The organism is Sphingopyxis sp. (assembly GCF_016793825.1).
GTDB lineage: Bacteria > Pseudomonadota > Alphaproteobacteria > Sphingomonadales > Sphingomonadaceae > Sphingopyxis.
The window spans coordinates 65,269-90,056 of record NZ_JAEULM010000021.1; the positions used below are offsets into that span (position 1 = coordinate 65,269).

General features: G+C 65.0%; 23 protein-coding genes. 14 read left to right on the forward strand and 9 right to left on the reverse strand.

From position 1 onward, the window contains the following. Nucleotides 1-14: 14 nt before the first annotated feature. Both JNM03_RS06565 and JNM03_RS06570 read right to left on the reverse strand, forming a co-directional pair. Complete coding sequence (locus tag JNM03_RS06565; RefSeq protein ID WP_294035472.1) at nt 15-1,133, reverse strand: acyl-CoA dehydrogenase family protein; 1,119 nt, start codon at nt 1,131-1,133, stop codon at nt 15-17. A 3-nt stretch (nt 1,134-1,136) separates the two neighbouring features. Beyond that, entirely contained in the window at nt 1,137-2,318 is a 1,182-nt protein-coding gene (locus tag JNM03_RS06570) for an acyl-CoA dehydrogenase family protein (protein WP_294035474.1), read from the reverse strand. Between the two features lie 170 nt (nt 2,319-2,488). Here JNM03_RS06570 and JNM03_RS06575 point away from each other — a divergent pair, with 170 nt between their 5' ends. The 12 genes from JNM03_RS06575 (at nt 2,489) to JNM03_RS06630 (ending at nt 16,056) form a co-directional block, all read left to right on the forward strand. Beyond that, a complete protein-coding gene (locus JNM03_RS06575) occupies nt 2,489-3,346 on the forward strand; it encodes an SDR family NAD(P)-dependent oxidoreductase (protein ID WP_294035476.1) in 858 nt (285 codons plus the stop codon). Further along, nucleotides 3,343-4,794 carry an MFS transporter gene (locus JNM03_RS06580; RefSeq protein ID WP_294035478.1) on the forward strand — a complete coding sequence of 484 codons (1,452 nt, stop codon included), beginning with the start codon at nt 3,343-3,345 and terminating at the stop codon, nt 4,792-4,794. Before JNM03_RS06575 ends, JNM03_RS06580 begins: the two co-directional genes overlap by 4 nt. Next, nucleotides 4,791-6,242, forward strand: a complete 1,452-nt coding sequence (locus tag JNM03_RS06585) for an MFS transporter (protein WP_294035480.1) — start codon at nt 4,791-4,793, stop codon at nt 6,240-6,242. Before JNM03_RS06580 ends, JNM03_RS06585 begins: the two co-directional genes overlap by 4 nt. A 110-nt stretch (nt 6,243-6,352) precedes the next feature. Then, nucleotides 6,353-7,642 (forward strand): acyl-CoA dehydrogenase family protein, encoded by a 1,290-nt coding sequence (locus JNM03_RS06590; RefSeq protein ID WP_294035482.1) that lies wholly within the window; start codon nt 6,353-6,355, stop codon nt 7,640-7,642. Nucleotides 7,643-7,669: 27 nt separating this feature from the next. Beyond that, entirely contained in the window at nt 7,670-8,761 is a 1,092-nt protein-coding gene (locus JNM03_RS06595) for a Zn-dependent alcohol dehydrogenase (protein WP_294035484.1), read from the forward strand. Further along, the gene (locus tag JNM03_RS06600) at nt 8,758-9,831 is read left to right on the forward strand and encodes a phosphotransferase family protein (protein WP_294035486.1); all 1,074 of its coding nucleotides are present in this window, start codon (nt 8,758-8,760) and stop codon (nt 9,829-9,831) included. Before JNM03_RS06595 ends, JNM03_RS06600 begins: the two co-directional genes overlap by 4 nt. Then, the gene (locus JNM03_RS06605) at nt 9,828-10,604 is read left to right on the forward strand and encodes an SDR family NAD(P)-dependent oxidoreductase (protein ID WP_294035487.1); all 777 of its coding nucleotides are present in this window, start codon (nt 9,828-9,830) and stop codon (nt 10,602-10,604) included. The genes JNM03_RS06600 and JNM03_RS06605 overlap by 4 nt, the downstream gene beginning before the upstream one ends. Next, a complete protein-coding gene (locus JNM03_RS06610; RefSeq protein WP_294035649.1) occupies nt 10,604-11,407 on the forward strand; it encodes an SDR family NAD(P)-dependent oxidoreductase in 804 nt (267 codons plus the stop codon). The genes JNM03_RS06605 and JNM03_RS06610 overlap by 1 nt, the downstream gene beginning before the upstream one ends. 13 nt (nt 11,408-11,420) lie before the next feature. Continuing rightward, nucleotides 11,421-12,368 (forward strand): aldo/keto reductase family protein, encoded by a 948-nt coding sequence (locus JNM03_RS06615; protein ID WP_294035489.1) that lies wholly within the window; start codon nt 11,421-11,423, stop codon nt 12,366-12,368. After that, on the forward strand, nt 12,365-13,567 hold the full coding sequence (locus JNM03_RS06620) for a serine hydrolase (RefSeq protein ID WP_294035491.1): 1,203 nt from the start codon (nt 12,365-12,367) through the stop codon (nt 13,565-13,567). Before JNM03_RS06615 ends, JNM03_RS06620 begins: the two co-directional genes overlap by 4 nt. A 72-nt stretch (nt 13,568-13,639) precedes the next feature. Continuing rightward, nucleotides 13,640-15,673: a 3-hydroxyacyl-CoA dehydrogenase NAD-binding domain-containing protein gene (locus tag JNM03_RS06625; RefSeq protein WP_294035492.1), complete on the forward strand. Its 2,034-nt coding sequence runs from the start codon at nt 13,640-13,642 to the stop codon at nt 15,671-15,673. Between the two features lie 155 nt (nt 15,674-15,828). Next, entirely contained in the window at nt 15,829-16,056 is a 228-nt protein-coding gene (locus tag JNM03_RS06630) for a hypothetical protein (protein WP_294035493.1), read from the forward strand. A gap of 81 nt (nt 16,057-16,137) precedes the next feature. Here the strand turns inward: JNM03_RS06630 and mmsB are convergent, their stop codons facing one another. The 7 genes from mmsB to JNM03_RS06665 all read right to left on the reverse strand — a co-directional run bounded on the left by mmsB (nt 16,138) and on the right by JNM03_RS06665 (nt 22,457). Beyond that, the gene (gene mmsB / locus JNM03_RS06635; protein WP_294035495.1) at nt 16,138-17,013 is read right to left on the reverse strand and encodes a 3-hydroxyisobutyrate dehydrogenase; all 876 of its coding nucleotides are present in this window, start codon (nt 17,011-17,013) and stop codon (nt 16,138-16,140) included. 118 nt (nt 17,014-17,131) lie between these two features. Beyond that, nucleotides 17,132-17,914 (reverse strand): enoyl-CoA hydratase-related protein, encoded by a 783-nt coding sequence (locus JNM03_RS06640; protein ID WP_294035497.1) that lies wholly within the window; start codon nt 17,912-17,914, stop codon nt 17,132-17,134. Between the two features lie 76 nt (nt 17,915-17,990). Then, complete coding sequence (locus JNM03_RS06645) at nt 17,991-19,049, reverse strand: enoyl-CoA hydratase/isomerase family protein (protein ID WP_294035499.1); 1,059 nt, start codon at nt 19,047-19,049, stop codon at nt 17,991-17,993. Beyond that, nucleotides 19,046-20,191: an acyl-CoA dehydrogenase family protein gene (locus JNM03_RS06650; RefSeq protein ID WP_294035501.1), complete on the reverse strand. Its 1,146-nt coding sequence runs from the start codon at nt 20,189-20,191 to the stop codon at nt 19,046-19,048. Before JNM03_RS06650 ends, JNM03_RS06645 begins: the two co-directional genes overlap by 4 nt. Before the next feature lie 2 nt (nt 20,192-20,193). Continuing rightward, nucleotides 20,194-20,589 carry a RidA family protein gene (locus JNM03_RS06655; protein ID WP_294035503.1) on the reverse strand — a complete coding sequence of 132 codons (396 nt, stop codon included), beginning with the start codon at nt 20,587-20,589 and terminating at the stop codon, nt 20,194-20,196. Further along, entirely contained in the window at nt 20,582-20,881 is a 300-nt protein-coding gene (locus JNM03_RS06660) for an I78 family peptidase inhibitor (protein WP_294035505.1), read from the reverse strand. Before JNM03_RS06660 ends, JNM03_RS06655 begins: the two co-directional genes overlap by 8 nt. Before the next feature lie 82 nt (nt 20,882-20,963). Further along, nucleotides 20,964-22,457, reverse strand: a complete 1,494-nt coding sequence (locus JNM03_RS06665) for a CoA-acylating methylmalonate-semialdehyde dehydrogenase (protein ID WP_294035507.1) — start codon at nt 22,455-22,457, stop codon at nt 20,964-20,966. A 98-nt stretch (nt 22,458-22,555) separates the two neighbouring features. Between JNM03_RS06665 and JNM03_RS06670 the strand changes: the two genes are divergently transcribed. Beyond that, nucleotides 22,556-23,443: a LysR family transcriptional regulator gene (locus JNM03_RS06670; RefSeq protein WP_294035509.1), complete on the forward strand. Its 888-nt coding sequence runs from the start codon at nt 22,556-22,558 to the stop codon at nt 23,441-23,443. Between the two features lie 168 nt (nt 23,444-23,611). Further along, nucleotides 23,612-24,787, forward strand: a complete 1,176-nt coding sequence (locus JNM03_RS06675) for an efflux RND transporter periplasmic adaptor subunit (protein WP_294035511.1) — start codon at nt 23,612-23,614, stop codon at nt 24,785-24,787. Nucleotide 24,788 lies beyond the last annotated feature (1 nt).

The window sequence follows — 24,788 nt, forward strand, 5'->3', positions numbered from 1 at the left end:
ATTCTCTCCCCGGCTCAATAGCCGTTCATGCGAGCAACCTGGTCGATGTGATAATGCACATCGCCCATATATTCGGCGAGCGCGCGGTCGCGTTTCATATAGAGGCCGATGTCATATTCGTCGGTCATGCCGATGCCGCCGTGCATCTGCACCCCTTCGCGGACCGCAAGATTGGCGGCGCGGCCGGCCTTCGCCTTGGCGACCGAGACCATCAGCCTTGCGCCGTCGCTGCCCTCGTCGAGCAATTGCTGTGCCTTCATCACCGTGGCACGCGCGACTTCCATCTCGCCATAGAGATGCGCGGCGCGGTGCTGAAGGCTCTGGAATTCGCCGATCAGCTTGCCGAACTGCTTGCGTTCCTTGAGGTAGGTGACGGTCATGTCCATCGCCCCCTGCCCGACGCCGACCATTTCGGCGGCGGCCCCGGTGCGCGTCGCGGCGAGCAATGCGTCGAGAATCTCGCCACCGGCATCGACCTCGCCGATCACCGCGTCGGCATCGACCTCGACGCCGTTCAGCGTCACATGGCTCGCGAGGCTGGAGTCGACGAGGCGGCGCGGATCGGCGGTCAGACCCTTGGCATCCTTCGGCACCGCGAACAGGGTGATGCCGCCATCGGTCTTCGCCGCGACGATGCTCATGTCGGCAACATGGCCGTGAAGAACGAAGCTCTTCTTGCCGTCGAGGCGAAAGCCGTTGCCCGCGCGGGTCGCGGTGGTGGCGATGCGGTCGGGGCGGTGCTTTGCTCCTTCGTCGATCGCGAGTGCGACGATCGCCTCGCCACCCGCGATCGCGGGGAGCCACCGGCCCGCCTGCGTGCCGCCGGCCTTCGCGAGCGCGGCGACCGCGCCGACGCTGGTCGCGAGGAACGGCGACGGGGTCAGGTTGCGGCCGATTTCCTCGAGCACGATGCCCGCCTCCATATACCCCATGCCGAGCCCGCCGTGCGCTTCGGGAACGAGCATGCCGGGCAGGCCCATTTCGGTGAACTGCGCCCAGAGGTCGCGCGAGAAGCCGGTGGCATCGGCGCTGTCGCGAAGGCTGCGCAGGTGCGCGACGGGAGCCTGTTCGGCCACGAAGGGCGCGACGCTATCCTTGAGCATCGCCTGATCGTCATTGTGATACAAAGGCATGGGTCAGGCTCCGGGCAGGTCGAGGATACGCTTGGCGATGACGTTGAGCATGACTTCGCTCGTCCCACCTTCGATCGAATTGGCCTTGGTGCGCAGCCATGCGCGTGGACGCGCTCCGCCCTTGGTCTCTTCGCTGTCCCATTCGAGCGCTTCGCTGCCGCCGCCCGACATCACCAATTCGTGACGCCGCTTGTTGAGTTCGGTCCCGACATATTTCATCATGTTCGAGCTGGCGGGATGCGCACGGCCGGTCTTCCACATGTCCATGAAGCGTTCGCCCATCGCGCGATAGGCAAAGACGTCGACGTCGAACGCGGCCATTTCGGCGCGCAGGATCGGGTCGTCGAGCTCGCCGGCCGCATTCTTGCCGAACGCCTTGGCAAAGGCGCCGCCGATGCTGACCATATCGCCACCCGCGCCGCCGCCCGAGATCATCTCGCGTTCGTGGCCGAGCAGATATTTGGCGACGTCCCAGCCGCGGTTGATCTCGCCGATGAACTGCGTCTTCGGCACTTCGACATCGTCGAAGAAGGTTTCGCAGAAAGGCGAGTTGCCCGAAATCAGCAGGATCGGCTTGGTCGTGACGCCCTTGCTCTCCATGTCGAAGAGCATGAAGGTGATGCCCTGATATTTGTTCGCCTTGTCGGTGCGGACGAGGCAGAAAATCCAGTCGGCCTTGTCGGCATAGCTGGTCCAGATCTTCGACCCGTTGACGACCCAGTGATCGCCCCGATCCTCTCCGAAGGTCTGCAAGGACACCAGATCGCTGCCCGAACCCGGTTCCGAATAGCCCTGGCACCAGCGGATTTCGCCGCGGGCGATCTGGTTCAGATAATGAACCTTCTGTTCCTCGGTCCCGAATTGCAGCAGCGCCGGGCCGAGCATCCAGATGCCGAAGCTGTCGAGCGGGGAGCGCGCATGGATGCGCTTCATTTCCTGTTTGAGGATCTTGGTCTGCTCGGCCGTAAGCCCGGCGCCGCCATAGGCCTTTGGCCAGTCGGGGACGGTATAGCCCTTGGCCACGCAGGCTTCGAGCCACGCTTTCTGGGCGTCATTCTTGAACACCCATTTGCGGCCGCCCCAGCAGACGTCGCCCTCATCGCGGACGGGCTCGCGCATTTCGGGGGGACAATTGGCTTCCAGCCACGCGCGGACTTCGGCGCGGAAAGCGTCCAGATCGCTCATCTTCACGGCTCCTCTTCTGCCTGCGAAACTAGAGCCTGATCGTTACTTTACGCAAGCGTCAACTTGAACGCCGAAACCGACGCTACGGCGCCGTAAGGGAAGGTCGAGGGCCGTTGACGGGGGCCGCTTCGCCCCTAAGCTGGGTGGCAAAAGAAAACGGGAGCAGAGCTATGCGATTCGCAGGGAAGGTCGCCGTGATCACCGGCGCGGCATCGGGCATCGGCAAGGCGGCGGTGCTGAAACTCGCGGGCGAAGGCGCGCACGTCTTCGCCGCCGACATCGACGAAGCGGGGGGCCGGGCGCTCGCCGAGCAGTCGAACGGCAAGATCGATTTCGTGCGCTGCGACGTCACCGTGCCGAGCGATATCGAGGCGCTGATGAACGAAGCGGCGGCGAAGGCCGGCGGCATCGACATCGTCTTCAACAATGCGGCGGCAGGCGGCGACCGCGCCCCGATCGACGAGATCACGCCCGAGGGCTGGGACCGATCGATGGACCTGATCCTGAAATCGGTCGCGATGGGCATCCGCTATGCCAGCCCGCACATGAAGGGTCGGAAAGGCGCCAGCATTGTCAACACCGCGAGCGTCGCGGCGCTAGGCGCGGGCTATTCGCCGACCGCCTATGCGGTGGCGAAGGCGGGGGTGCTGCACCTGACCAAGGTCGCGGCGACCGATCTTGCGCAGTACGGCATCCGCGTGAACGCGATCTGCCCCGGTTTCATTAACACCAACATCTTCACCTCGTCGCTCGATGTGCCTGACGAAAGCAAGGACGCGGCGAAGGCGATCATCGCCGACATGAGCGCCCACGCGCAGCCCGTCGCGCGCGGCGGCCAGCCCGACGACATCGCCAATGCCGTCGCCTATCTGGCGAGCGAGGACAGCTCGTTCATGACCGGCACCCACATGCTGGTCGACGGCGGCCTGACGATCGGCCAACGCCACGCCTGGGACCCCAATGAACCGGGAATGTTCGACGCGCTGACCGCGATGGAGGATGCCGCCAAGGCCGGGACTGCGGCGTGACAGCCGACGCGCCATCGCAGGCGCGCCTGCCGCTGAAACTCAAGCTGTATCACGGGCTGGGCAGCGTCGCTTACGGCGTCAAGGATAACGGTTTTTCGACTTTCCTGCTGATCTTCTACAGCCAGGTCGTCGGGCTCGACGCCAGCCTCGTCTCCCTCGCGCTGATGTTTGCGCTGCTCGCCGATGCGTTCGTCGATCCGCTGATCGGCTATTTCTCCGACCGCACCTACACGCGCTGGGGCCGACGGCATCCGTGGCTCTATCTCGCCCCGATCCCGCTCGCCTTTGCGTGGATGCTGCTGTGGTCACCGCCCGAGGACCATACGCATATCTTTGCCTATCTGGTCGTCGTCGCGGTGCTCGTCCGTACGCTCGTCTCCTGTTGCGAAGTGCCGTCGCAGTCGCTCGTCGCAGAGCTGACCAGCGACTATGATGAGCGCACCGCGCTCGTCCGCTTCCGCTTCCTCTTCGCATGGGGGGGCGGGCTGCTGGTCTTCTTCCTCGCCAACACCGTCTTCCTGCGCCCCGACGCGACGCACAAGTTCGGTCAGCTCAATCCATCCGGCTACTGGCTTTACGGCCTGTGCGGAGCGATCCTCATGGCAGCGACGGTGCTGATCTCGGCGCTCGGCCAGCATCGCCGCGTTGCGCATCTGCCGGCGACGAAACCCGAGCCGGGGTCACCGAAGCGTCTTTTTGCCGAGATATGGGAATCGCTCCGCCATCCCGCCGCGCTGATCCTGCTCGGCGCGTCGCTGATCGCGATTTCGAGTACGCAGATGACCTTCACCATCTCGAACTTCCTCTACCTTTATGTCTGGCGCTTCTCAGACGGCGCCTTTGCTGCGCTGCCGTGGCTGCTGATGGCGAGCGTGCTGGCGTCATTCGTGCTGGTGCAGCCGCTCCACCACCGCTTCGGCAAGAAAAGAACTGCGGTCGTATGCGGGGTGATCAGCACGATCTTCTGGGTCGTGCCGTTCGGCCTGTTCCTGTCGGGCCACTGGCCGGCGCCGGGAACCGGCTCTTCCAGCAATCTGCTGATGGGCTTCATCCTGATCTCGAACGTCAATGCGGTGATGGTGATGATATCGGCCCAGTCGATGCTCGCCGATGTCGTCGAAGCCTCGCAGGTCGAAACCGGGCGCCGTACCGAGGGCGTGTTCGCCGCGGGCTGGATGTTCGTCCAGAAATGCGCAACCGCGGTGGGAATCGGGCTCACCGGCCTGCTGATCAGCCTGTCCGGACTGCCGTCGAAGGCGATCCCGGGACAGGTCGCGCCCGAAGTCGTCGACCGGCTGGTCCTCAGCTATAGCGCGATCGTGATCGTCGCGACAATCCTGTCGACCTGGATATTTGCGCGCTTCCCGATCAACCGCGCCGACCATGAAGCACGCATCGCGGCGCTCACCGTGGCGGAGGCCTCGTCGGAGGTGACCGGCCTCCAATGACCGCCGCCGCCCTCCCTGCCCCGCTGCCGGCGCGGATCAAGCTTGCGCACGGGCTGGGCTCGGTCACGCTGGGTATCAAGGAGGCGGGGCTCACCACCTTCTTCATGCTCTATTACAACCAGGTGCTCGGCTTCGATCCGCGCACCGTGTCGATGGTGCTGATCGGCGCGATGTTCGTCGATGCGATGGTCGACCCGTTGATCGGCCGCCTGTCGGACGCGACGCGGACCCGGATCGGGCGACGCCTGCCCTGGCTTTACGGCGCAGCGGTGCCGATGGCGATCGCCTGGGCGCTTTTGTGGGTATCGCCCGATATCGCCACCCATTCGACGTTCGGCCTCGCGCTCAACGTGATCGCGGTGCGCATCCTCGTGTCCGCGTGCGAAATCCCCTCGATCTCGCTGGTCGCCGAACTGACGCGCGATTATGACGAGCGGACCACGCTGATCCGCTTTCGCTTTCTGTTCGGCTGGCTCGGCGGGCTGGTGGCGACCGCGCTCGCTTACAATGTGTTTCTGAAATCGGACGACCCGACGCGAAGCGGCCTGCTCGACCCGTCGGGCTACACGGCCTTCGGCCTGTTCGGCGCGGTGCTGATCCTTGTCACGACCCTCGCCTCGGCGCTGGGCCAGCACCGGCGCATCCTGGCGCTGCCGCCGCCCGCGACGCCGCGGCACGGCTCGTCGATGCTCGCCGATATCGCGCTCGCCTTTCGCAACCCCGCCTTCGTCGCGCTGGCGAGCGGGGCGCTGTTCATCATCACCGGCTATGCGACAACCATCGCGGCGATCAACTATGTGATGCTCTATATATGGCAACTCACCGATGCGCAGCTTCGCCTCTATCCGCTGGGCCTCGCGATCGCTGTATTCGGCGCCTTCGCAACGGCGGGCGTCGCACATCGCCGCTTCGGCAAGCGCGACACCGCCATCCTCGCGGTCCTGATCAGCGGCGGGATCGCCTTTCTTCCCTATGCCGCGCGCAACCTCGGCTGGTGGCCCGATCTGGGAAGCTGGACGTCGATGACGTTGCTGCTCGCCTTCATGACCGTGTCCCTGCTTGGCCTGATCGTCGCCAACATCTCCTCCTCGTCGATGGTGGCGGAGATCGTCGAGGCGCATGAGGTCGAGCATGGAACGCGGATCGAAGGGGTGTTCTTTGCCGGCTATCTGATGGTCCAGAAATTCGGCCAGGCCCTTGGCATCTTTCTGGTCGGCCAGCTCGTCGCCTATGTCGGGCTGGGCGCACAGGTCCGCCCGGAAGACTGGCCCGCGAGCGCTGCCGCCACGATGGGCTGGATCTTTGCCGCGTTGATGGTCCTGCTCGCCGTCGCGGCCGCGGCCGGCCTGCGCCGCTATGCGATCGACCGGGCTGGCCACGGAGCACGGCTGGCCGCGCTCGCCTCGACCGCCGGCCATGCGCGCGATAGCGCAATCGACGGTCCTTAGCAGACGATTACGCAGCCACCGACACGGGAACAATTATCTGTGTGGCGGGACTTGGCAAGGCGGTCGAATCGGTCCAAGGGTTTACGTAAACGTAAAGGGAAGGAACGCAGATGGATTTCGATCTTACCGACCGGCAGAAGCATTGGCAGGGACGGGTCCGCGAGTTCATCGAACGCAAGGTTCGCCCCGCCGTTTCGACCTACAAGGAACAAGATGCGGCCGGTGACCGCTGGAAAGTCATCCAGGCGGTCGAGGACCTGAAGGCCGAAGCAAAGGCGGCCGGCATCTGGAACCTGTTCATGCCGCCAAAGTCGGCCGCGCACCACCATGTGGACGAAACGTTCGAGTTCGAAGGCCCGGGCCTCACCAATCTGGAATATGCGCTCTGCGCCGAGGAAATGGGCCGCGTCGGCTTTGCGAGCGAAGTATTCAACTGCTCGGCGCCCGATACCGGAAACATGGAAGTCTTCCATCGCTATGGCACCCGCGCGCAGAAGGACCGGTGGCTCGCCCCCCTGATGAACGGCGAGATTCGTTCGGCCTTCCTGATGACCGAACCAGCGGTTGCCTCGTCCGACGCGACGAACATCGAGACGCGGATCGAGCGCGATGGCGACGATTATGTGATCAACGGGACGAAATGGTGGTCCTCCGGCGCAGGCGATCCGCGCTGCAAGGTTGCCATCGTCATGGGCAAGACCGATTTCGGGGCCAAGCGTCATCAACAGCAGTCGATGCTGGTCGTCCCGATGGATGCGCCGGGGATCAACATCAAACGCTTCCTGCCCGTCTTCGGCTATGACGATGCGCCGCACGGACACATGGAAATTGAACTCAAGGACGTTCGCGTCAATGTCGAGGACGCGATGCTGCTGGGCGAGGGCCGCGGCTTCGAGATCGCGCAGGGTCGCCTCGGGCCCGGTCGCATCCACCATTGCATGCGCACCGTCGGCGTCGCCGAGGAAGCGCTGGAACGGATGTGCAAGCGGCTGCAGTCGCGCGTCGCCTTCGGCAAGACGATCGCCGAACACAGCATCTGGGAACAGCGCATCGCCCGCGCCCGCATCGACATCGAAATGACCCGCCTGCTGTGCCTGAAGGCCGCCGACATGATGGACAAGGTCGGCAACAAGTCGGCCGCGGCCGAAATCGCGATGATCAAGGTACAGGCACCGAACATGGCGCTTCAGATCATCGACGACGCCATCCAGGCGCATGGCGGCGGCGGCGTTTCGGACGATTTCGGCCTTGCCAAGATGTACGCCGGCCAGCGCACGCTGCGCCTGGCCGATGGCCCCGACGAGGTTCACGCCCGCGCCATTTCGCGCATCGAGCTTGCCAAGCATTCGGCGGCCGCGGATCCCGGCTTTTCGTCGGGCGACATCGGGGTTTCACGTTAAGACACCAGCTATTCGGAGAGACAGATAGTGACCAAAGCCGCCGTCCTTATCGAACCGGGCAAGCCGCTGCAGATCGAAGACGTCGTCATCGACAAGCCCGGTCCGCACGAGGTGCGTATCCGCACCGCCGCCTGCGGGCTCTGCCATTCGGACCTGCATTTCATCGACGGCGCCTATCCGCATCCGCTACCCGCCATTCCCGGCCACGAAGCCGCCGGCATCGTCGAGGCGGTCGGCAGCGAGGTCCGCACGGTCAAGGTCGGCGACGCGGTCGTCACCTGCCTGTCGGCCTTTTGCGGCCATTGCGAATTCTGCGTCAGCGGCCGCATGTCGTTGTGTCTGGGCGGCGACACGCGGCGCACCGCCGGAGCGCCGCCACGCATCACGCGCCCCGACGGATCGCCGGTGGGCCAGATGCTGAACCTCAGCGCCTTTTCCGAAGCGATGCTGGTCCACGAGCACGCCTGCGTGCGGATCGATCCCGACATGCCGCTCGACCGCGCCGCCGTCATCGGCTGCGCGGTCACGACCGGCGCCGGCACGATCTTCAACGCCTGCAAGGTGACGCCGGGCGAAACCGTCGCGGTCGTCGGTTGCGGCGGCGTCGGGCTGGCGACGATCAACGCCGCGAAGATCGCCGGCGCGGGCCGCATCATCGCCGCCGACCCGGTTCCCGAAAAGCGCGCGCTGGCGCAGAAGCTCGGCGCCACCGACGTGGTCGATGCCCTTGCCGACGACGCCGCGAAGCAGATCGTCGAACTGAGCAAGGGCGGCGTCGATCATGCGATCGAAGCCGTCGGACGTCCAGCGTCGGCAAGCCTCGCGGTCGCCTCGCTCCGTCGCGGCGGCACCGCGACGATCCTGGGCATGATGCCGCTGTCCGAAAAGGTCGGGCTGTCGGCGATGGACCTGCTTTCGGGAAAGAAGCTGCAGGGCGCCATCATGGGCGGCAACCGCTTCCCGGTCGATATCCCGCGCCTCGTCGATTTCTATCTGCGCGGATTGCTCGACCTCGACAGTATCGTAGCCGAAACGATCCCGCTCGACCGCATCAACGAAGGGTTCGACAAGATGAAGAAGGGCGACGCCGCGCGGTCGGTCGTCGTATTCGACCAATGACCGGACCGATCGACGCCCAAAAGGCCTTCAGCGGCACGGTCGCGCCCGAGGGCGCCGACATTCTGGACGAAGCGAAGCTGACAGCCTGGATGGATGCGCATGTCGACGGTTTTCAGGGGCCGCTGACGCAAAGCAAGTTCGCCGGCGGCCAGTCGAACCCCACCTACAAGATCGCAGCGCCGTCGGGGAATTATGTCCTGCGTCGCAAGCCGTTCGGCCCGCTGCTCCCGTCGGCGCACGCGGTCGATCGCGAATACAAGGTGCAGGCGGGGCTTCACAAGGCCGGCTTTCCCGTCGCCCGCCAATATGGCCTGTGCACCGATGACGATGTCGTCGGGAGCTGGTTCTATGTGATGGGCATGGTCGACGGCCAGACCATCTGGGACGGATCGATGCCGGGATCGACCCCCGAGAATCGCCGTGCCACCTATTTCGCGATGATCGATACGCTCGCCGCGTTGCACCGGGTCGATGTGGACGCGGCCGGGCTGTCGGACTTTGGCAAACCCGGCAATTATTTCGGGCGCCAGGTCGATCGATGGACCAAGCAGTACAAGCTGTCCGAGACCGAAACCATGGACGAGATGGAGCGGCTGATCGCATGGCTGCCCGCGACGCTGCCCGAACAGACGCGCACCAGCGTCGTCCACGGCGATTATCGTATCGACAACATGATCTGGGCCAAGGATCGGTCGGAGGTGCTGGCGGTACTCGACTGGGAGCTGTCGACCCTTGGCGATCCGCTCGCCGATTTCACCTATGTCGCGATGGCCTGGGTGACCGAGAATGGCGGCCGATCGGGGGTCATGGATCTCGACCGCGCCGGGCTGGGCATCCCCGAGCTCGACGAGGTCGTCGAACGCTATTGCGCGGCGACGGACCGCGATGGCGTGCCCGACATGAACTGGTATTTCGCCTATAATTTCTTCCGCCTCGCCGGGATCATGCAGGGGATCAAGAAGCGCGTCATCGACGGCACGGCATCCTCGGCGCACGCCAGGGCGATGTCGGAGCGCGTCCTGCCGCTCGCCCAGCGGGCGTGGGACTTTGCACAGAAAGCCGGCGCATGAGCCTGTTCGACATGACGGGCGATGTCGCGCTGATCACCGGATCGTCGCGCGGCATCGGCAAGGCCACGGCCGAGGCGATGGCCGAACAGGGCGCGAAGGTCGTGATATCGAGCCGCAAGCAGGACGCCTGCGACGCGACCACCGCGGCGATCAACGAACGCTTTGGCGCAGGCACGGCGATTTCGGTCGCGGCCAACATCTCGTCGAAAGACGAGCTTCGGCATCTGGTCGACGAAACGCGACAGGCGTTCGGCAAGATCACCACGCTGGTCTGCAACGCCGCATCGAGCCCCTATTACGGCCCCGGCCTGGGCATCAGCGACGACCAGTTCCGCAAGACCATGGACAATAATGTCCTGTCCAACCACTGGCTCATCTCGATGGTCGCGCCCGAGATGCTGGAACGCGGCGCCGGATCGATCACGATCATCAGTTCGATCGGCGGGCTCAAAGGCTCTCCGATCATCGGCGCTTATGGAATTTCGAAGGCGGCCGACATGCAGGTCGCGCGCAATTTCTCGGTCGAATTCGGGCCGCGCGGCGTGCGGGTCAATTGTATCGCGCCGGGTCTTGTCCGCACCGACATGGCGCGCGCCTTGTGGGAAGATGAAGAGAATCTGCGGCGGTCCACCGCCGCCTCGACGCTGAAACGCATCGGCGAACCGCACGAGATCGCGGGCGCGGCGGTTTTTCTCGCCAGCCGCGCGGGGGCATTCACGACCGGCCAGACCATCGTCTGCGATGGCGGCGCGACTATTTCAGGAGGAGCATGATGGGCGCTTTGGACGGCAAGATTGCCATCATCACCGGTGCGGGCAGCGGCATCGGCCGTGCCAGTGCGCTGCGTTTCGCAGCCGAGGGTGCAAAACTCGTGATCGGCGACAAGACCGCGGCGGTGCATGACACCGCAAAGGCCGTGCGGGACGCAGGCGGGGAAGCCGTCGCGCTGGAGATCGACGCCGGGGTCGAAGCCGACGTCGCCAAGCTGGTTGCGACCGCCAAGGATAGCTATGGCGGGCTCGACATCGCCTTCGCCAACGCCGGGATCATCGGCGACATGGGTGGCATCTTCGATTTCGATCCCGCCGCCTGGGCCGAAACGCTGCGCGTCAACCTGATCGGCCCGGCGCTGATGGTGAAACATGCCGGCAAGGCGATGGTCGATCAGGGGCGCGGCGGCGCGATCGTCCTGACCGCCAGCGTCGCAGGCATCAATTCGGGCGCCGGCCCGGGCGCCTATTCGGCGTCGAAGGCAGGGGTCATCAACCTCGCCAAGGTTGCGGCACAGCAGCTTTCGACGAGCGGCGTGCGCGTCAACGCGGTCTGCCCGGGCCTCACCGAGACCGGGATGACGAAACCCACCTTCGACTATGCGAAAGCCAAGGACGTCACCCACAAGCTGGGGCAATTGAATCCGCTTCGCCGCGCGGCGCAGCCCGAAGAGCTGGCCAATGTCGCGCTCTTTCTCGCCAGCGATCAGGCGAGCTATGTCAACGGACAGGCGATCGCGGTCGATGGCGGGCTCACCAGTTCGCACCCGGTGACGCGGCAGCTTCTGGGCCAGACCTCGCACTGAACGGAGCAGTTGCATGCAATATCGCGACCTTGGTGACAGCGGCATCCGTGTTTCGACGATCTGCCTTGGAAGCTGGCTGACCTTTGGCGCGGGGGTTGATGGCGATGCGGGGCGCGCCTGCATAGACACGGCGTTCGACGTTGGAATCAACTTCATCGACACAGCGAACATCTATGGCCGCGGCGCGGCGGAGAGTTTCCTTGGCGAGGCGCTGAAAGGCCGTCCACGCGACAGCTATGTCCTTGCAACCAAGCTTTTCTTTCCGATGACCGAGAGCGACAAGGGTCTGTCGGCGGGGCAGGTTGCGAAACAGATCGATGCAAGCCTGACGCGGCTCAGGACCGATCATGTCGATCTCTATCAATGTCACCGCTATGACCCCGATACGCCGCTCGAAGAGACGATGGCGGCGCTGTCCGACGTGGTGCGCAGCGGCAAGGCGCGCGCGATCGGCTTTTCCGAATGGTCGCCCGAGCAGATCGAGGCGGCGGTCGCGCTCGCCCCGCCGAACGTCAAGTTCGTTTCGAGCCAGCCGCAGTACAGCCTGCTTTATCGTCGCCCCGAAGCAAAGGTGATCCCGATCAGCATGGCAAACGGCATCGGCCAGATCGTCTGGTCGCCGCTCGCGCAGGGCGTGCTCAGCGGTAAATATCTGCCGGGAGCGACGCTTCCCCCGGGAAGCCGCGCAACCGGCGACGACGCGCATTTCATGCAGCAGTTCCTGACCGACCCGGTGCTCGAGGCAATCCAGCAGCTTCGCCCGGTCGCCGACCGTGCCGGCTGTTCGCTCGCACAGCTCGCCATCGCCTGGGTCATCGCGCAGCCGGGCGTCACAAGCGCCATCGTCGGCGCGAGCCGGCCCGATCAGCTCCGTGAAACTGCCAAAGCCGCCGACCTCGCGATCGATCCGGCGCTACTCGCCGAAACGGCCGCCATCCTTGAAGGAGTTCGCATTTCGTGAGCCACGGGTTCGATACAAAGCGCCTTGACCGGATACCGGCCTTTCTCGCCGCCAAATATGTGAGCACGGGTCGCCTGCCGCATGCCGCCACGCTGGTGTCCCGGCGCGGCGAGATCGCGCATCTGTCGTGCATCGGTGACGCGCGACCGGGCGAAGCGCTCAAGGAAGACGCGATCTTCCGCATTGCCAGCATGACGAAGCCGATCACCAGCATCGCCTTCACGATGCTGGTCGAAGAGGGCAAAGTCGCGCTGTCCGACCCGCTGGTGAAATTTTGCCCCGAGTTCAAGGACACCGGCGTCTTCGTCGCGGGCGGCGGCAACGTCCCCTTTCTGACCCGCCCGCCCGTGCGGCCCATCCTGATGGTCGATCTGCTCCGCCATACCGCGGGGTTCACCTATGGTTTCCAGGAACGCACGCCCGTCGATGCCGCCTATCGCAAGACGAAAATCGACGATTTCGATGCCGCCTTCACGATGGACAGCTTCATCGAGGGACTGGCGAAGATTCCGCTGCAGTTCGACCCCGGCGCCCATTGGAATTATTCGATGGCGACCGACGTGCTTGGCGCGGTGATCGAACGGATCGAGGGCAAGCCCTTCGCGCAGGTCTTGCAGGACCGTCTTTTCGGGCCCCTTGGCATGGTCGATACCGGCTTCAAGGTGCCCGCCGATCAACAGCATCGCCTGACCGATGCCTATGCCTTCCATCCGAAGGACAAGATGCAGCAGTTCGACGCGGGCGATCGCAGCCGCTGGGCGAAGGATCGCAGCTTCCACTCGGGCGGCGGTGGCCTCGCTTCGACCCTTCACGACTATCACCGTTTCTGCCTGATGCTGCTCGGCGGCGGCAAATGGGGCGATACGCGGATCATCAGCCGCAAGACGCTGGACCTGATGACGTCGAACCATCTGGTCGGCGGCGGCGATTTGACCCGGCACAGCGTCGGCATTTTTTCGGAAGACGAAAATGCGGGGGTCGGCTTTGGGCTTGGCTTTGCCGTGACGCTCGACCCCGCGGCGGCGGGCATCCCCGGTTCGGGGGGCGACTATTATTGGGGCGGCATGTTCTCGACCGGCTTCTTCGTCGATCCGGTCGAACAGATCTGCATGGTCTTCATGACCCAGCTCATGCCTTCTTCCACCTATCCCGTACGGCGCGAGGTCAAGACGCTGGTTCACGCCGCGATCGACGATTGAAAATGCAACACCACCTTGCCGTTCGCGTCGCTCCGTCCGATGCGCACGGTCTATTGATTGAAGGAGTCTCCCATGTCCGATGAAACCCCCGTCAGCGTGACGATGCAGAAGGATGGCGACGTTGCCGTCGTCATCGTCAACAATCCGCCGGTCAACGCACTGAGCTGGCACGTCCGCCAGGGCTTGAAAGACAATTTCGAGGCCGCACTCGCCGATGGCGGCGTGAAGGCGATCGTGCTGCGCTGCGACGGTGCGACCTTCATCGCCGGTGCCGACATCAGCGAATTCGGCAAGCCGCCGCGCGGGCCCGATTTCAACGCGGTGCTGAACATGATCGAGGCATCGTCGAAGCCGGTCGTGGCGGCGATCCACGGCACCGCTCTGGGAGGCGGCCTCGAGACCGCGCTCGTGTGCCATTATCGCGTCGCCGTGCCGTCGGCGAAGCTCGGCGTTCCCGAGGTCAAGCTGGGCCTGCTGCCGGGCGCCGGCGGCACGCAACGCTTGCCGCGCGTCGTCGGCGTCGAAGCGGCCGCGACGATGACGTCGCTCGGCGATCCCCTGCCCGCGGCCAAGGCGAAGGACCTTGGCCTCGTCGACGAACTGGCCGGCGAGGATAGCCTGGCGGCCGATGCGATCGCCTATGCCCGCGCGAAGATCGCCGACGGACCGCGTCCCACCCGCAACCGCGCGGTGTTCGGCGACGTCGCGGTGATCGAACAGCTCAAGACAGCGAATGCGAAGCGCTGGCGTGGCTTCGAGGCACCCTATGCCAACCTCGCCTGCGTCGAAGCGGCGACACGCCTGCCCTTCGACGAAGGCCTTGCCTTCGAACGTGAGCAGTTCATGAAGCTGATGTTCGGCAGCCAGTCCGCGGCGCAGCGTCACATCTTCTTCGCCGAGCGTCAGGCTGCAAAGATCGACGGCCTGCCCAAGAATACCCAGCTTCGCGACATCAGGAAGGTCGGCGTGATCGGCGCCGGCACGATGGGCGGAGGGATCAGCATGAACTTCCTGCAGAAGGGCATTCCCGTCACCATCGTCGAGATGCAGCAGGAAGCGCTCGACCGCGGGGTCGGCGTGATCCGCAAGAATTACGACGCGAGCGCCGCCAAGGGCCGCTTTAAGCCCGAGCAGGTCGACCAGATGATGGGCATCCTGACTCCGACGCTGAACCTCGACGACCTCGCCGACTGCGACCTGATCATCGAGGCTGTCTATGAGGATATGGGCGTCAAGAAGGACATTTTCGGCAAGCTCGACACGATTGCCAAGCCCGGCGCGATCCTGGCGTCGAACACCTCCTATCTCGACGTCGACGAGATCGCGACCGCGACCAGCCGCCCCGGCGACGTGCTCGGGATGCATTTCTTCTCGCCCGCCAACGTCATGAAACTGCTGGAAGTCGTGCGCGGCGACAAGACCGCGCCCGACGCGCTGGCCACCGCCATGGCGATCGGCAAGAAGATCGGCAAGGTCGCGGTCGTCGCGGGCGTTTGCGACGGCTTTATCGGCAACCGCATGCTGAAGCCGCGCCAGGTCGAGGCGATGAAGCTGCTGATGGAAGGCGCCACCCCGGCGCAGGTCGACAAGGTCCATGTCGAATTCGGCATGCCGATGGGTCCGTTCCAGATGAGCGACCTCGCCGGGGTCGATATCGGCTGGCACCGCGACCCCAACCGGATCGAGAGCATCCGCGACGCGCTCTGCGCCGAAGGCCGCTGGGGCCAGAAGAAGCAGGCCGGATTCTATGACTATGACGAAAAGCGCAATCCGTCGGAGAGCGCGCGCGTTGCCGAACTGATCGAACAGTTCCGCGCCAAGGCGGGTGTCGAAAAGCGCGAAATCACCGATCAGGAGATCATCGAGCGCACGCTCTATCCGATGGTCAACGAAGGCGCGCTGATCCTGACCGAAGGCAAGGCCCAGCGGGCGAGCGACATCGATGTCGTGTGGATCTATGGCTATGGCTGGCCGGTCTATCGCGGCGGCCCGATGTTCTGGGCCGGCCTTGAAGGCACCGACAAGATCGTCGCCGCGCTGGAAAAGCATGGCTTCGAGGTGGCACCGTTGCTCAAGGAAAAGGCGGAGGCGAAGACGGGCTTCTGAGCCCCCGACGCCGGTAAGCAAAGCAGGGCCGCCTGTCCCACGCCGGGGCGGGCGGCCTTTCTTGTGTTGGGATGCCGCCATGGCCGCGGCGAAGAAAGGTCGATTCAGGGTTAAAGCGATGGTCACGGCTGCCGTTAGGGCAAAGCATGATCGCCATGTCGCTCCTTGCCATCCTGTTGCTGACCGGAAGCGCTGCCGCGGAACCGCCCGCGCCGAAGCCGCAGGCAACCGCGATCGGCATCGCCCGCGCACGCATTGTCGCGCCCGCCGAGGTGCGGCGGATCAACGGGCGGCTGCAGGTCGTGACCGGCGATCGCCGCGCCCCGACGCAGGTGCATCGTACCGCACGCGCCGACGGTGGCGAAACGGCGGATTTCTATTGATCCGTCATCCCGGCGAAGGCCGGGATTTCAACCTCGAATTTTGAAGAGGCGGCGAGATTCCGGCATCCGCCGGAATGACGATCAGGATTGCAGCGTCTGGATGATCGCCGAGAAGTCGCGGCCATCCTTGTCGGCCCCGACGAAAGCCTCATAAAGCTCGCGCGCCTTCGTCCCCATCGGGACGTCGGCATCGACGCTCGCCGCCGCCTCCATCGCCAGACGCAGGTCCTTCAGCATCAGCGCGGCAGCAAATCCGCCCTTGTAGTCGTTGTCGGCGGGCGTCGTCGGCCCGACGCCGGGCAGCGGGGCGTAGGAAGTGAGCGACCAGCACTGCCCCGACGACACGCTGGCAATGTCGAAAAAGCGCTGCGGATCGAGTCCGAGCTTCTGTGCGAGCGCGAGCGTCTCGCAGGTTGCGATCATCGACGCGCCGAGCAACATGTTGTTGCAGATCTTCGCGCCCTGCCCAGCGCCCGCGTCGCCTGCGTGGATCACGGCCTTGCCCATCCTGGCCAGGATCGGTTCGGCGCGCGCGAAGCCCTCGTCGGTGCCGCCGACCATGAAGGTCAGCGTCCCCGCATTCGCCGCCGCGATGCCGCCCGAGACCGGCGCATCGACCGCGACGAGGCCTTTGGCCGTCGCGGCTTCGATGTTCGCACGCGCGGTTGCGACGTCGATCGTCGAGCAATCGAGCAGCAAAGTGCCCGGCGCGGCGTTCGGAAAGACGTCGCTTTCATAGACACCCGCGACATGCTTGCCCGCGGGGAGCATCGTCACCACGGCTTCGGCGCCGGTGACGGCCTCGGCGGCCGAAGCGGCGCGCGTGCAGCCTGCCTCGACCGCGCGTGCGAGCGCGTCCTCGCTGAGGTCGAAGGCGCGGACGTCATGCCCTGCCTTCGCAAGATTTGCGGCCATACCGCCGCCCATATTGCCGAGTCCGATAAAGGCGATTTTCATACTCTCTCCCCTCCCGCTTGCGGGAGGGGCCGGGGGAGGGCCTGTCCCGAATATTGCACTGGCGGGGAGGAAACAGGCCCTCCCCTAACCCCTCCCGCAAGCGGGAGGGGAACCGGGTTCACCGCCCCTTCCACACGCCTTCGCGCTTCTCGATAAACGCGGCCATCCCTTCGGCCTTGTCTTCGGTCGCCGCCAGAATCTGGAACAGGCGGCGTTCGTAGATCAGGCCCTGATCGAGCGTCGTCTCGAACGCGGCATTGACCATGTCCTTGTTCACCATCGCGGCCATCGGCGGCATCGATGCGATCGTGGTCGCGGTTTTCACCGCTTCATCGACAAGGCTCGCATGGTCGACGACGCGGGCGACAAGACCCGAACGCTCGGCCTCGGCGGCGTCCATCATCCGGCCGGTGAGGCACATTTCCATCGCCTTCGCCTTGCCGATCGCGCGCGTCAACCGCTGCGACCCGCCCATGCCGGGAGCGACGCCGAGCTTGATTTCGGGCTGGCCGAATTTCGCCTTCTCCGACGCGATGATGAAGTCGGCCATCATCGCGAGTTCGCAGCCGCCGCCGAGCGCGAAGCCGTTGACCGCCGCGATCCACGGCTTGCGGACCTTCTTCACGAAGTCGCTCGTCCATTTCGAGAAGAAGTCCTCGAGATAGAAATCGGCCGCCGGCTTGTCGGCCATTTCCTTGATGTCGGCGCCGGCGGCAAAGGCCTTGTCCCCCGAGCCGGTGAGGACGGCGCAGCGCTGGCTGTCGTCGGCTTCGAAAGCCGCAAAAGCCGCGATCAGATCTTCGAGCACGCCCGAGTTCAGCGCGTTCAGCGCCTGCGGGCGGTTGAGCGTCGCCAGCGTCACGGCGCCGCGCTGTTCGACGAGGAGGGTTTCGTAGGTCATTTGGCAATCTCCTTCGTCAATCCGGCGAACGCCGGAATCTCGACAGCGAGACCCCGGTCTTCGCTAGGGTGACGGTCTAGGTTAGAGGGGTCCATCTTTCGGATTCGGGAAGCGGCGCGAAGATCGCGTCGATCCAGTCGTCCGTCACCGCCTCCGGGGTCGGCGGGTCCCATTTCGGGTTATTGTCCTTGTCGACGATCAGCGCACGGACGCCCTCGATGAAATCGTGCATGCGGACGACGCGGCTGCCGATGGCATATTCCTGCGTCATCTGGCCTGCGAAATCGTGCATCGCGCCGCCCTCCTTCAATTGACGGAGCGCGACCTTGCAGGTCTGCGGCGATTTGGTGCGCAGCGCGTCGAGTTCCTTCGCCGCCCACTCCCCACCGTCGGCGTCGAGCGCGGCGAGAATATCCTCGTAGGTGTCGCTGGCGAACAACCGGTTGATCTTGTCGATATGCCGGGTGATCGCGGCTGGCGGCGCGGTGACCGACAATTCGCCCAATATGCCTCCGATGCGGTCGGGGTGCGCCGCGATACGCGCTTTCGCGTCGGCGAGCCGTTCGGACGGCAGATAATGTGTCGCGAGACCAAGCGCGAGGCAGTCGGCCCCGTCGAGCCGCGCACCGGTGAGCGCGAGAAAGACGCCGACGCGGCCTTCGAGACGCGGCAGATACCAACCGCCGCCGACGTCAGGGAACAGGCCGATCCCGGTTTCGGGCATCGCGAAGCGCGTATGTTCGGTCGCAACGCGATATTTCGCCGGCTGCGAGATGCCGACCCCGCCGCCCATGGTGATGCCGTCCATGAAGGCGACGACAGGCTTGGCATAGGTGAACAGCAGGTGATTGAGCCGATATTCGGTGTGGAAGAAGGCGCGCGCCTCCTTGCCGTCCTTCGCCCCGCTTTCCGCGAGCATGCGGATGTCGCCGCCCGCGCAGAAGCCGCGGCCCTCGCTATGATCGATGATCACCGCCTCGACGCTATCATCGCCCTGCCACGGCACGAGCGCGTCGATCATCGCCTCACACATCGGCAGGTTGAGCGCGTGGATCGCCTTGGGACGATTGAGCGATATTCGCCCCACGCGACCGTCGGTCGAGATCAGGACATCGTCGGTATGATTGAGGGTCATTGGCGCAGCAGGTCCCTTCCAACGATCATCCGCATCACCTGGTTCGTTCCTTCAAGGATCGAATGAACGCGCAGGTCGCGCCAGAAACGCTCGATCGGATAATCCTTCAGATAGCCATAGCCGCCGAACAATTGCAGCGCGTCGTTGACGATCTTGCTGCCATTGTCGGTCGCGAGCCGCTTTGCCATAGCCGAGAAGCGCGACTTGTCGGGCGCGTTCGCGGTGACCTTTGCCGCCGCGAGATAGAGCAGCGCACGCGACGCTTCGAGGTCGGTCGCCATGTCGGCGAGCATGAACTGGGTGTTCTGGAAGTCCGCGATCGGCTGCCCGAACTGCTGGCGATCCTTCGTGTAAGCGATCGCCTCGTCGAGGCAGCGCTGCGCCCCGCCCAGCGAGCAGGCGCCGATGTTGAGGCGGCCGCCGTCGAGCCCCGCCATCGCGAAGCGGAAGCCGTCACCCTCGGCCCCGACGAGGTTTTCGACCGGCACGCGGCAATCCTCGAAAATCACCTGCGCGGTGGGGGATGCGTTCCAGCCGAGCTTCTTCTCGGGCGCGCCGAAGCTCAAACCCGGCGTGTCCTTTTCGACGACGAGACAGCTGATACCCTTCGACTTCTCCTCGCCGGTACGGACCATGCAGACGTAAACGTCGTTATAGCCCGCGCCCGAGATGAACTGCTTGGTGCCGTTCAGCACATAATGGTCGCCGTCCTTTTTCGCGGTCGTCTTGAGCGCCGCGGCGTCCGACCCCGAACCCGGTTCGGTCAGGCAATAGCTCGCGATCTTCTCCATACCGACAAGCTGGGGCAGGAAGCGCGCCTTGATCTCGGCGCCGCCGAAGCGGTCGATCATCCATGTCGCCATATTATGGATCGAGACATAGGCGCTGGTCGCGGGACAGCCATAGGCCATCGCCTCCATGATCAGCGCGGCCTCCAGCCGGCCGAGCCCGATGCCGCCCGATTCCTCGGCGACGTAAATGGCGCCGAAGCCGAGTTCGCCCGCCGCCTTCCACACGTCGACGGGATAATGATGCGTCTCGTCCCATTCCGCCGCGAAGGGCGTGATGCGGTCGGCGGTGAACTTGCGCGCCATGTCCTGAATGGCGAGCTGGTCGTCGGTAAGCTGGAACTGGTCGGTCATGGTCATTTCTCGATAATGGCTTCGGCTTCGATTTCGACTTTCCATTCGGGGCGAATCAGTGCCGGCACAACCAGCATTGTCGATGCCGGCCGTACATTTTTGAATGCCGATCCGTGCGCACGCCCAACGAGGTCGGCGTCGGCAGGGTCGGTGATATACATGCGCGTGCGCACGACGTCGGCATAGCTGCCGCCGAGAGCCTCGAGTGCCTCGCCAATGATCGCGATGCAGCGCGCCGCCTGCACCCCGGCATCGCCGACCGTCGAGGTTCCATCGGCTTCGATCGGCGCGCAGCCCGCGACATCGATGCGGCTCCCCACCCGAACCGCGCGACTATAGCCATAGACCGGTTCGAACGGGGATGCCGAAGCGTGGTTGCGACGCGAACCGTCAGCCACAGGTGATCCGCTCGATCTTGTAGGCATCGTCGTACATCACGTTCACGCGATCCTGCCGATAATCCATGGTCATCGCCGAGCGCGGCGGACCCCAGCGCAGCGTCCGAGCGCCGGTTGCCTTCAGGATCGCGGCCCCAAGTTCGGGGGTCGCGGTCTGGCCGACAAAGCTCGCTCCCGCATCGGCGCTGCACGTCGCGGGAACAGGCGCGGGCGCCGGTTCCGCGTCCCCGGAAGTTGCGGCGCAGGCAGCAAGCGGCAAAGCGGCAGCAATGGCGACGAAGCGAATATCCATGAGATGTCTCCCCTGACAGCGCTACCCCGGGCGGCAGCGCAGTCTTCATAGACTCGCGCCGCCGCGTCGTCGATATGCGCCGCTACCCCATCGTCGGGATGACGAAGGCATTGCCGCCGTCGGGCGACCCGTCGGGCCAGCGTGCGGTCACGGTCTTGACCTTGGTCCAGAACTTCACGCCTTCCATGCCGTGCTGGTTGGTGTCGCCGAACGCCGAACGCTTCCAGCCGCCGAACGTATGGTACGCAACGGGCACCGGGATCGGCACGTTGATGCCGACCATGCCGACATTGACGCGCGCGGCGAATTCGCGCGCCGCGTGGCCGTTGCGCGTGAAGATCGCGACGCCATTGCCATATTGATGCTTCGACGGCAGCTCGAGCGCGGTTTCGAAGTCAGGCGCGCGCACGATCTGGAGGACGGGGCCGAAAATCTCTTCCTTATAGCTTTCCATGTCGGCGGTGACATGGTCGAACAGCGTCGGACCGACGAAGAAGCCCTTTTCATGCCCCTGCAGCGTGAAGCCGCGGCCATCGATCACCAGTTCGGCGCCTTCGTCGGCGCATTTCTGGATCCAGCCTTCGACCTTGTCCTTGTGCGCCTGTGTTACCACCGGACCATAATGCGCCTCGGCATCGGTCGACACGCCGACGCGCAGCGCCTCGATCGCGGGGATCAGTTTGGCGCGGAGGCGGTTCGCGGTGTCCTCGCCGACCGGCACGACGACCGGCAGCGCCATGCAGCGTTCGCCCGCCGACCCGAAGGCCGCGCCGGTCAGGTCGTTCACCACCTGGTCGAGATCGGCGTCGGGCATGACGATGCCGTGGTTCTTCGCGCCGCCCATCGCCTGCACGCGCTTTCCGTTCGCGACGCCGCGGTTGTAGACATAATGCGCGATGTCCGACGAGCCGACAAAGCTGACCGCGCCAATGTCGGGGTGGTCGAGGATCGCGTCGACCATTTCCTTGTCGCCGTGGACGACCTGGAAGATTCCCTCCGGCATCCCTGCCTCGAGGAAGAGTTCCGACAGGCGGACGGGCACCGACGGATCACGTTCGCTGGGCTTCAGGATGAAGGCGTTGCCGACGACCGTCGCAATCGCGCCCATCCACAGCGGGATCATCGCAGGGAAGTTGAACGGGGTGATGCCGACGCCGATGCCGATCGGCTGACGCATCGAATAGACATCGATGCCCGGACCGGCGCCGATGGTATAGTCGCCCTTCAGCACGTGCGGCGCGCCGCAGGCGAATTCGACGACGTCGAGCCCGCGTTGCAGGTCGCCGCGCGCATCCGCCACCACTTTGCCATGCTCGCTCGCCAGCAATTCGGCGAGCTCGTTCAGATTGGCCTCGACCAGTCGCTTGAATTCGAACATCACGCGCGCGCGGCGCTGGGGATTGGTGGTGGCCCAGCCGGGCTGCGCGGCCTTCGCTGCGGCGACGGCGCGGTCGAGCACCGCGCGATCCCCCAGCGCGACCCGCGCCTGGATGCCGCCATTATTGGGGTCGAGAATGTCGCCGAAGCGGCTCGCGCCGCCGGCGCCGCCGACGATGTGATGATCGATCTGTCGCATAAGCCGAGTCTCCCATATGAAGTTGCTCCCGCAACAGACCAGTTGACCCGCGATTGCAAGGGATAGACTTGCAGCTCTTTCCTGCATATTTGCAGGTCATGGATTGGGACAAGCTGCAATATTTCCTGTTCCTCGCGCGCCATGGCACGCTTGCGCGCGCCGGAATGGCGTTGCACGTCGACGCGACGACGGTCAGCCGGCGAGTCAGCGCATTGGAGACCGTGCTCGGCCAAACGCTGTTCGAACGCACCCCGGCGGGCTTCGTCCTGACCGCGGCAGGCCGGGCGCTCGTCCCCCACGCCGAGGCGATGGCCGCGGCGGCGGCCCGCATCCATTTGGCGCAGGAAGACGGTTCGGGCTTGTCGGGGCAGTTGCGCGTCAGCGTTTCCGAGGGATTCGGCAACAGCTTCATCGCACCGCGCCTCGCCAGCTTCGTCGCGGCCCATCCGGAGCTCGAGATCGACCTTGTCGCATCGTCGGGATTTCTTGATCCCTCGCGACGCGAGGCCGACATGGCCGTCCTGCTCGCCCGGCCGCGCAAGGGTCCGTTGATCACGCGCAAACTGTCGGATTACAGCCTCGGCCTTTATGCTCCGGCGGCGCGTCCCGACTGGCAGGACGCGGTCGCGGCGGGTCCGTTGGGGCGCGCGGGCATTCCGGTGATCGGCTATATGCCCGATATCCTCTATGCACCCGAACTCGATTATCTGGGCGAGATCGAACCGGGGCTGCGCGCGAGCGTGCGATCATCGTCGATCCTCGCGCAGCGGCGGATGATAGCCGGCGGAGCGGGCGTGGGTGTCCTCCCCTGCTTCCTCGCCGCCGACGATCCCGGGCTGGTGCGCGTGCGCCCCGAACAAGCCATCGCGCGCGCCTTCTGGCTTGCACTCCACCGCGATATCGCGCCGCAGCCGCGAATTCGCGCCTTTATCGACTGGCTCGACATCGAAGTGAGGGAAAGTCGCGGACTGCTGGTGCCGGGGTGAGTTCAGACGGCTGGTGATGCGATGGCGACGCCATGGTATCGCCGGAAACTAAAGTGTCGCACTTTGTCGCAACGGCCCGAAAGCGCTTGCATGGTGCATTGCAATAGGTTGAATAGCGCCGGTTCCCTCCCCGCGGCCGGCCGGCACAAACCGAGACGGATTTATCGAATGACGAAAAACAAGCCGCCGCTCCTGATCGGAGCCTTGTGCGCTGCAGCGCTTTCGCTTGGCGCCTGCTCGGCCAAGGATGAGAAAGGCGGAAATCGTACGCCGCAGGTCGGCTATGTCACGGTCAAGATCGAGGCCGTTCCGCTGACGACCTCGCTGGGCGGCCGCATCGTGGCGTTCGAGACGAGCGAAGTTCGACCGCAAGTGAATGGTATCGTCCGCCGCCGGCTGTTCACCGAGGGCGGGCTGGTACGCGCAGGCCAGCCGCTCTATCAGATCGATGCAAGCCTGTACCAGGCGGCGGTCGATCAGGCGACGGCCAATCTCGCGAGCGCGCGGGCCAGTGCACAGGCGGCGGAAGAGAAAGCGAAGCGCTTCGAACCGCTCGCGAAAATCCAGGCGGTGGCGCAGCAGGATTACAGCGACGCCGTCGCGCAGGCGCGCGCGGCGCGCGCGGCGGTCGCGCAGAACACGGCCGCACTCGAAACCGCGCAGATCAATCTGCGCTACACGACGCTTTCGGCGCCGATCAGCGGGCGGATCGGGCGTTCGCTCGTGACACCGGGCGGCCTTGTGAGTGCCAGCCAGGCGACGCCGCTTGCCGTGATCCAGCAGACCGACCCCATCTATGTCGATATGCAGCAGTCGAGCGCCGACCTGACCCGGCTGCGCCAGGCGCTCGCCAGCGGGGGAGTCACGGCGGGCAGCACCTCGGTCCGTCTGAAGCTGGAGGATGGCAGCGATTACGCCTTCGCCGGCACCGTCCAGTTTTCCGAAGTCACTGTCAGCGAAGAGACGGGCACCGTCACGCTGCGCGCCCGCTTCGCGAACCCGCAGGGACTGCTGCTGCCCGGCATGTTCGTGACCGCGCTGTTCGACCAGGCAATCAACCCGACCGCGATACTGGTCCCGCAAGCGGCGGTCCAGCGCGACTTCGACGGATCGGCCTTCGTCTATCTCGTCGGCAAGGATGACAAGGCGGCGCGGCGCAAGATCGTCGCCGAACGCACGGTCGGCCCGAACTGGGTCGTCACCGACGGCCTCAAGCCCGGCGACAAGGTCATCACGCAGGGGGTCGGCAATCTCAAGCAGGGGGCACCAATCAAGCCGGTCCCGGCAAGCAGCCCGCAGCGGCTGGGGGCGCCCGCAGACAAGAGTGCGGAAAAAGGAAAGTAAG

What these genes read in the sequence shown, in the direction of transcription:
- JNM03_RS06565 (WP_294035472.1), bottom strand. Translation starts at nt 1,133, where the DNA reads ATGCCTTTGTATCACAATGACGATCAGGCGATGCTCAAGGATAGCGTC.
- JNM03_RS06570 (WP_294035474.1), bottom strand. Translation starts at nt 2,318, where the DNA reads ATGAGCGATCTGGACGCTTTCCGCGCCGAAGTCCGCGCGTGGCTGGAA.
- JNM03_RS06575 (WP_294035476.1), top strand. Translation starts at nt 2,489, where the DNA reads ATGCGATTCGCAGGGAAGGTCGCCGTGATCACCGGCGCGGCATCGGGC.
- JNM03_RS06585 (WP_294035480.1), top strand. Translation starts at nt 4,791, where the DNA reads ATGACCGCCGCCGCCCTCCCTGCCCCGCTGCCGGCGCGGATCAAGCTT.
- JNM03_RS06590 (WP_294035482.1), top strand. Translation starts at nt 6,353, where the DNA reads ATGGATTTCGATCTTACCGACCGGCAGAAGCATTGGCAGGGACGGGTC.
- JNM03_RS06600 (WP_294035486.1), top strand. Translation starts at nt 8,758, where the DNA reads ATGACCGGACCGATCGACGCCCAAAAGGCCTTCAGCGGCACGGTCGCG.
- JNM03_RS06605 (WP_294035487.1), top strand. Translation starts at nt 9,828, where the DNA reads ATGAGCCTGTTCGACATGACGGGCGATGTCGCGCTGATCACCGGATCG.
- JNM03_RS06610 (WP_294035649.1), top strand. Translation starts at nt 10,604, where the DNA reads ATGGGCGCTTTGGACGGCAAGATTGCCATCATCACCGGTGCGGGCAGC.
- JNM03_RS06615 (WP_294035489.1), top strand. Translation starts at nt 11,421, where the DNA reads ATGCAATATCGCGACCTTGGTGACAGCGGCATCCGTGTTTCGACGATC.
- JNM03_RS06625 (WP_294035492.1), top strand. Translation starts at nt 13,640, where the DNA reads ATGTCCGATGAAACCCCCGTCAGCGTGACGATGCAGAAGGATGGCGAC.
- JNM03_RS06630 (WP_294035493.1), top strand. Translation starts at nt 15,829, where the DNA reads ATGTCGCTCCTTGCCATCCTGTTGCTGACCGGAAGCGCTGCCGCGGAA.
- mmsB (WP_294035495.1), bottom strand. Translation starts at nt 17,013, where the DNA reads ATGAAAATCGCCTTTATCGGACTCGGCAATATGGGCGGCGGTATGGCC.
- JNM03_RS06640 (WP_294035497.1), bottom strand. Translation starts at nt 17,914, where the DNA reads ATGACCTACGAAACCCTCCTCGTCGAACAGCGCGGCGCCGTGACGCTG.
- JNM03_RS06645 (WP_294035499.1), bottom strand. Translation starts at nt 19,049, where the DNA reads ATGACCCTCAATCATACCGACGATGTCCTGATCTCGACCGACGGTCGC.
- JNM03_RS06650 (WP_294035501.1), bottom strand. Translation starts at nt 20,191, where the DNA reads ATGACCGACCAGTTCCAGCTTACCGACGACCAGCTCGCCATTCAGGAC.
- JNM03_RS06660 (WP_294035505.1), bottom strand. Translation starts at nt 20,881, where the DNA reads ATGGATATTCGCTTCGTCGCCATTGCTGCCGCTTTGCCGCTTGCTGCC.
- JNM03_RS06665 (WP_294035507.1), bottom strand. Translation starts at nt 22,457, where the DNA reads ATGCGACAGATCGATCATCACATCGTCGGCGGCGCCGGCGGCGCGAGC.
- JNM03_RS06670 (WP_294035509.1), top strand. Translation starts at nt 22,556, where the DNA reads ATGGATTGGGACAAGCTGCAATATTTCCTGTTCCTCGCGCGCCATGGC.
- JNM03_RS06675 (WP_294035511.1), top strand. Translation starts at nt 23,612, where the DNA reads ATGACGAAAAACAAGCCGCCGCTCCTGATCGGAGCCTTGTGCGCTGCA.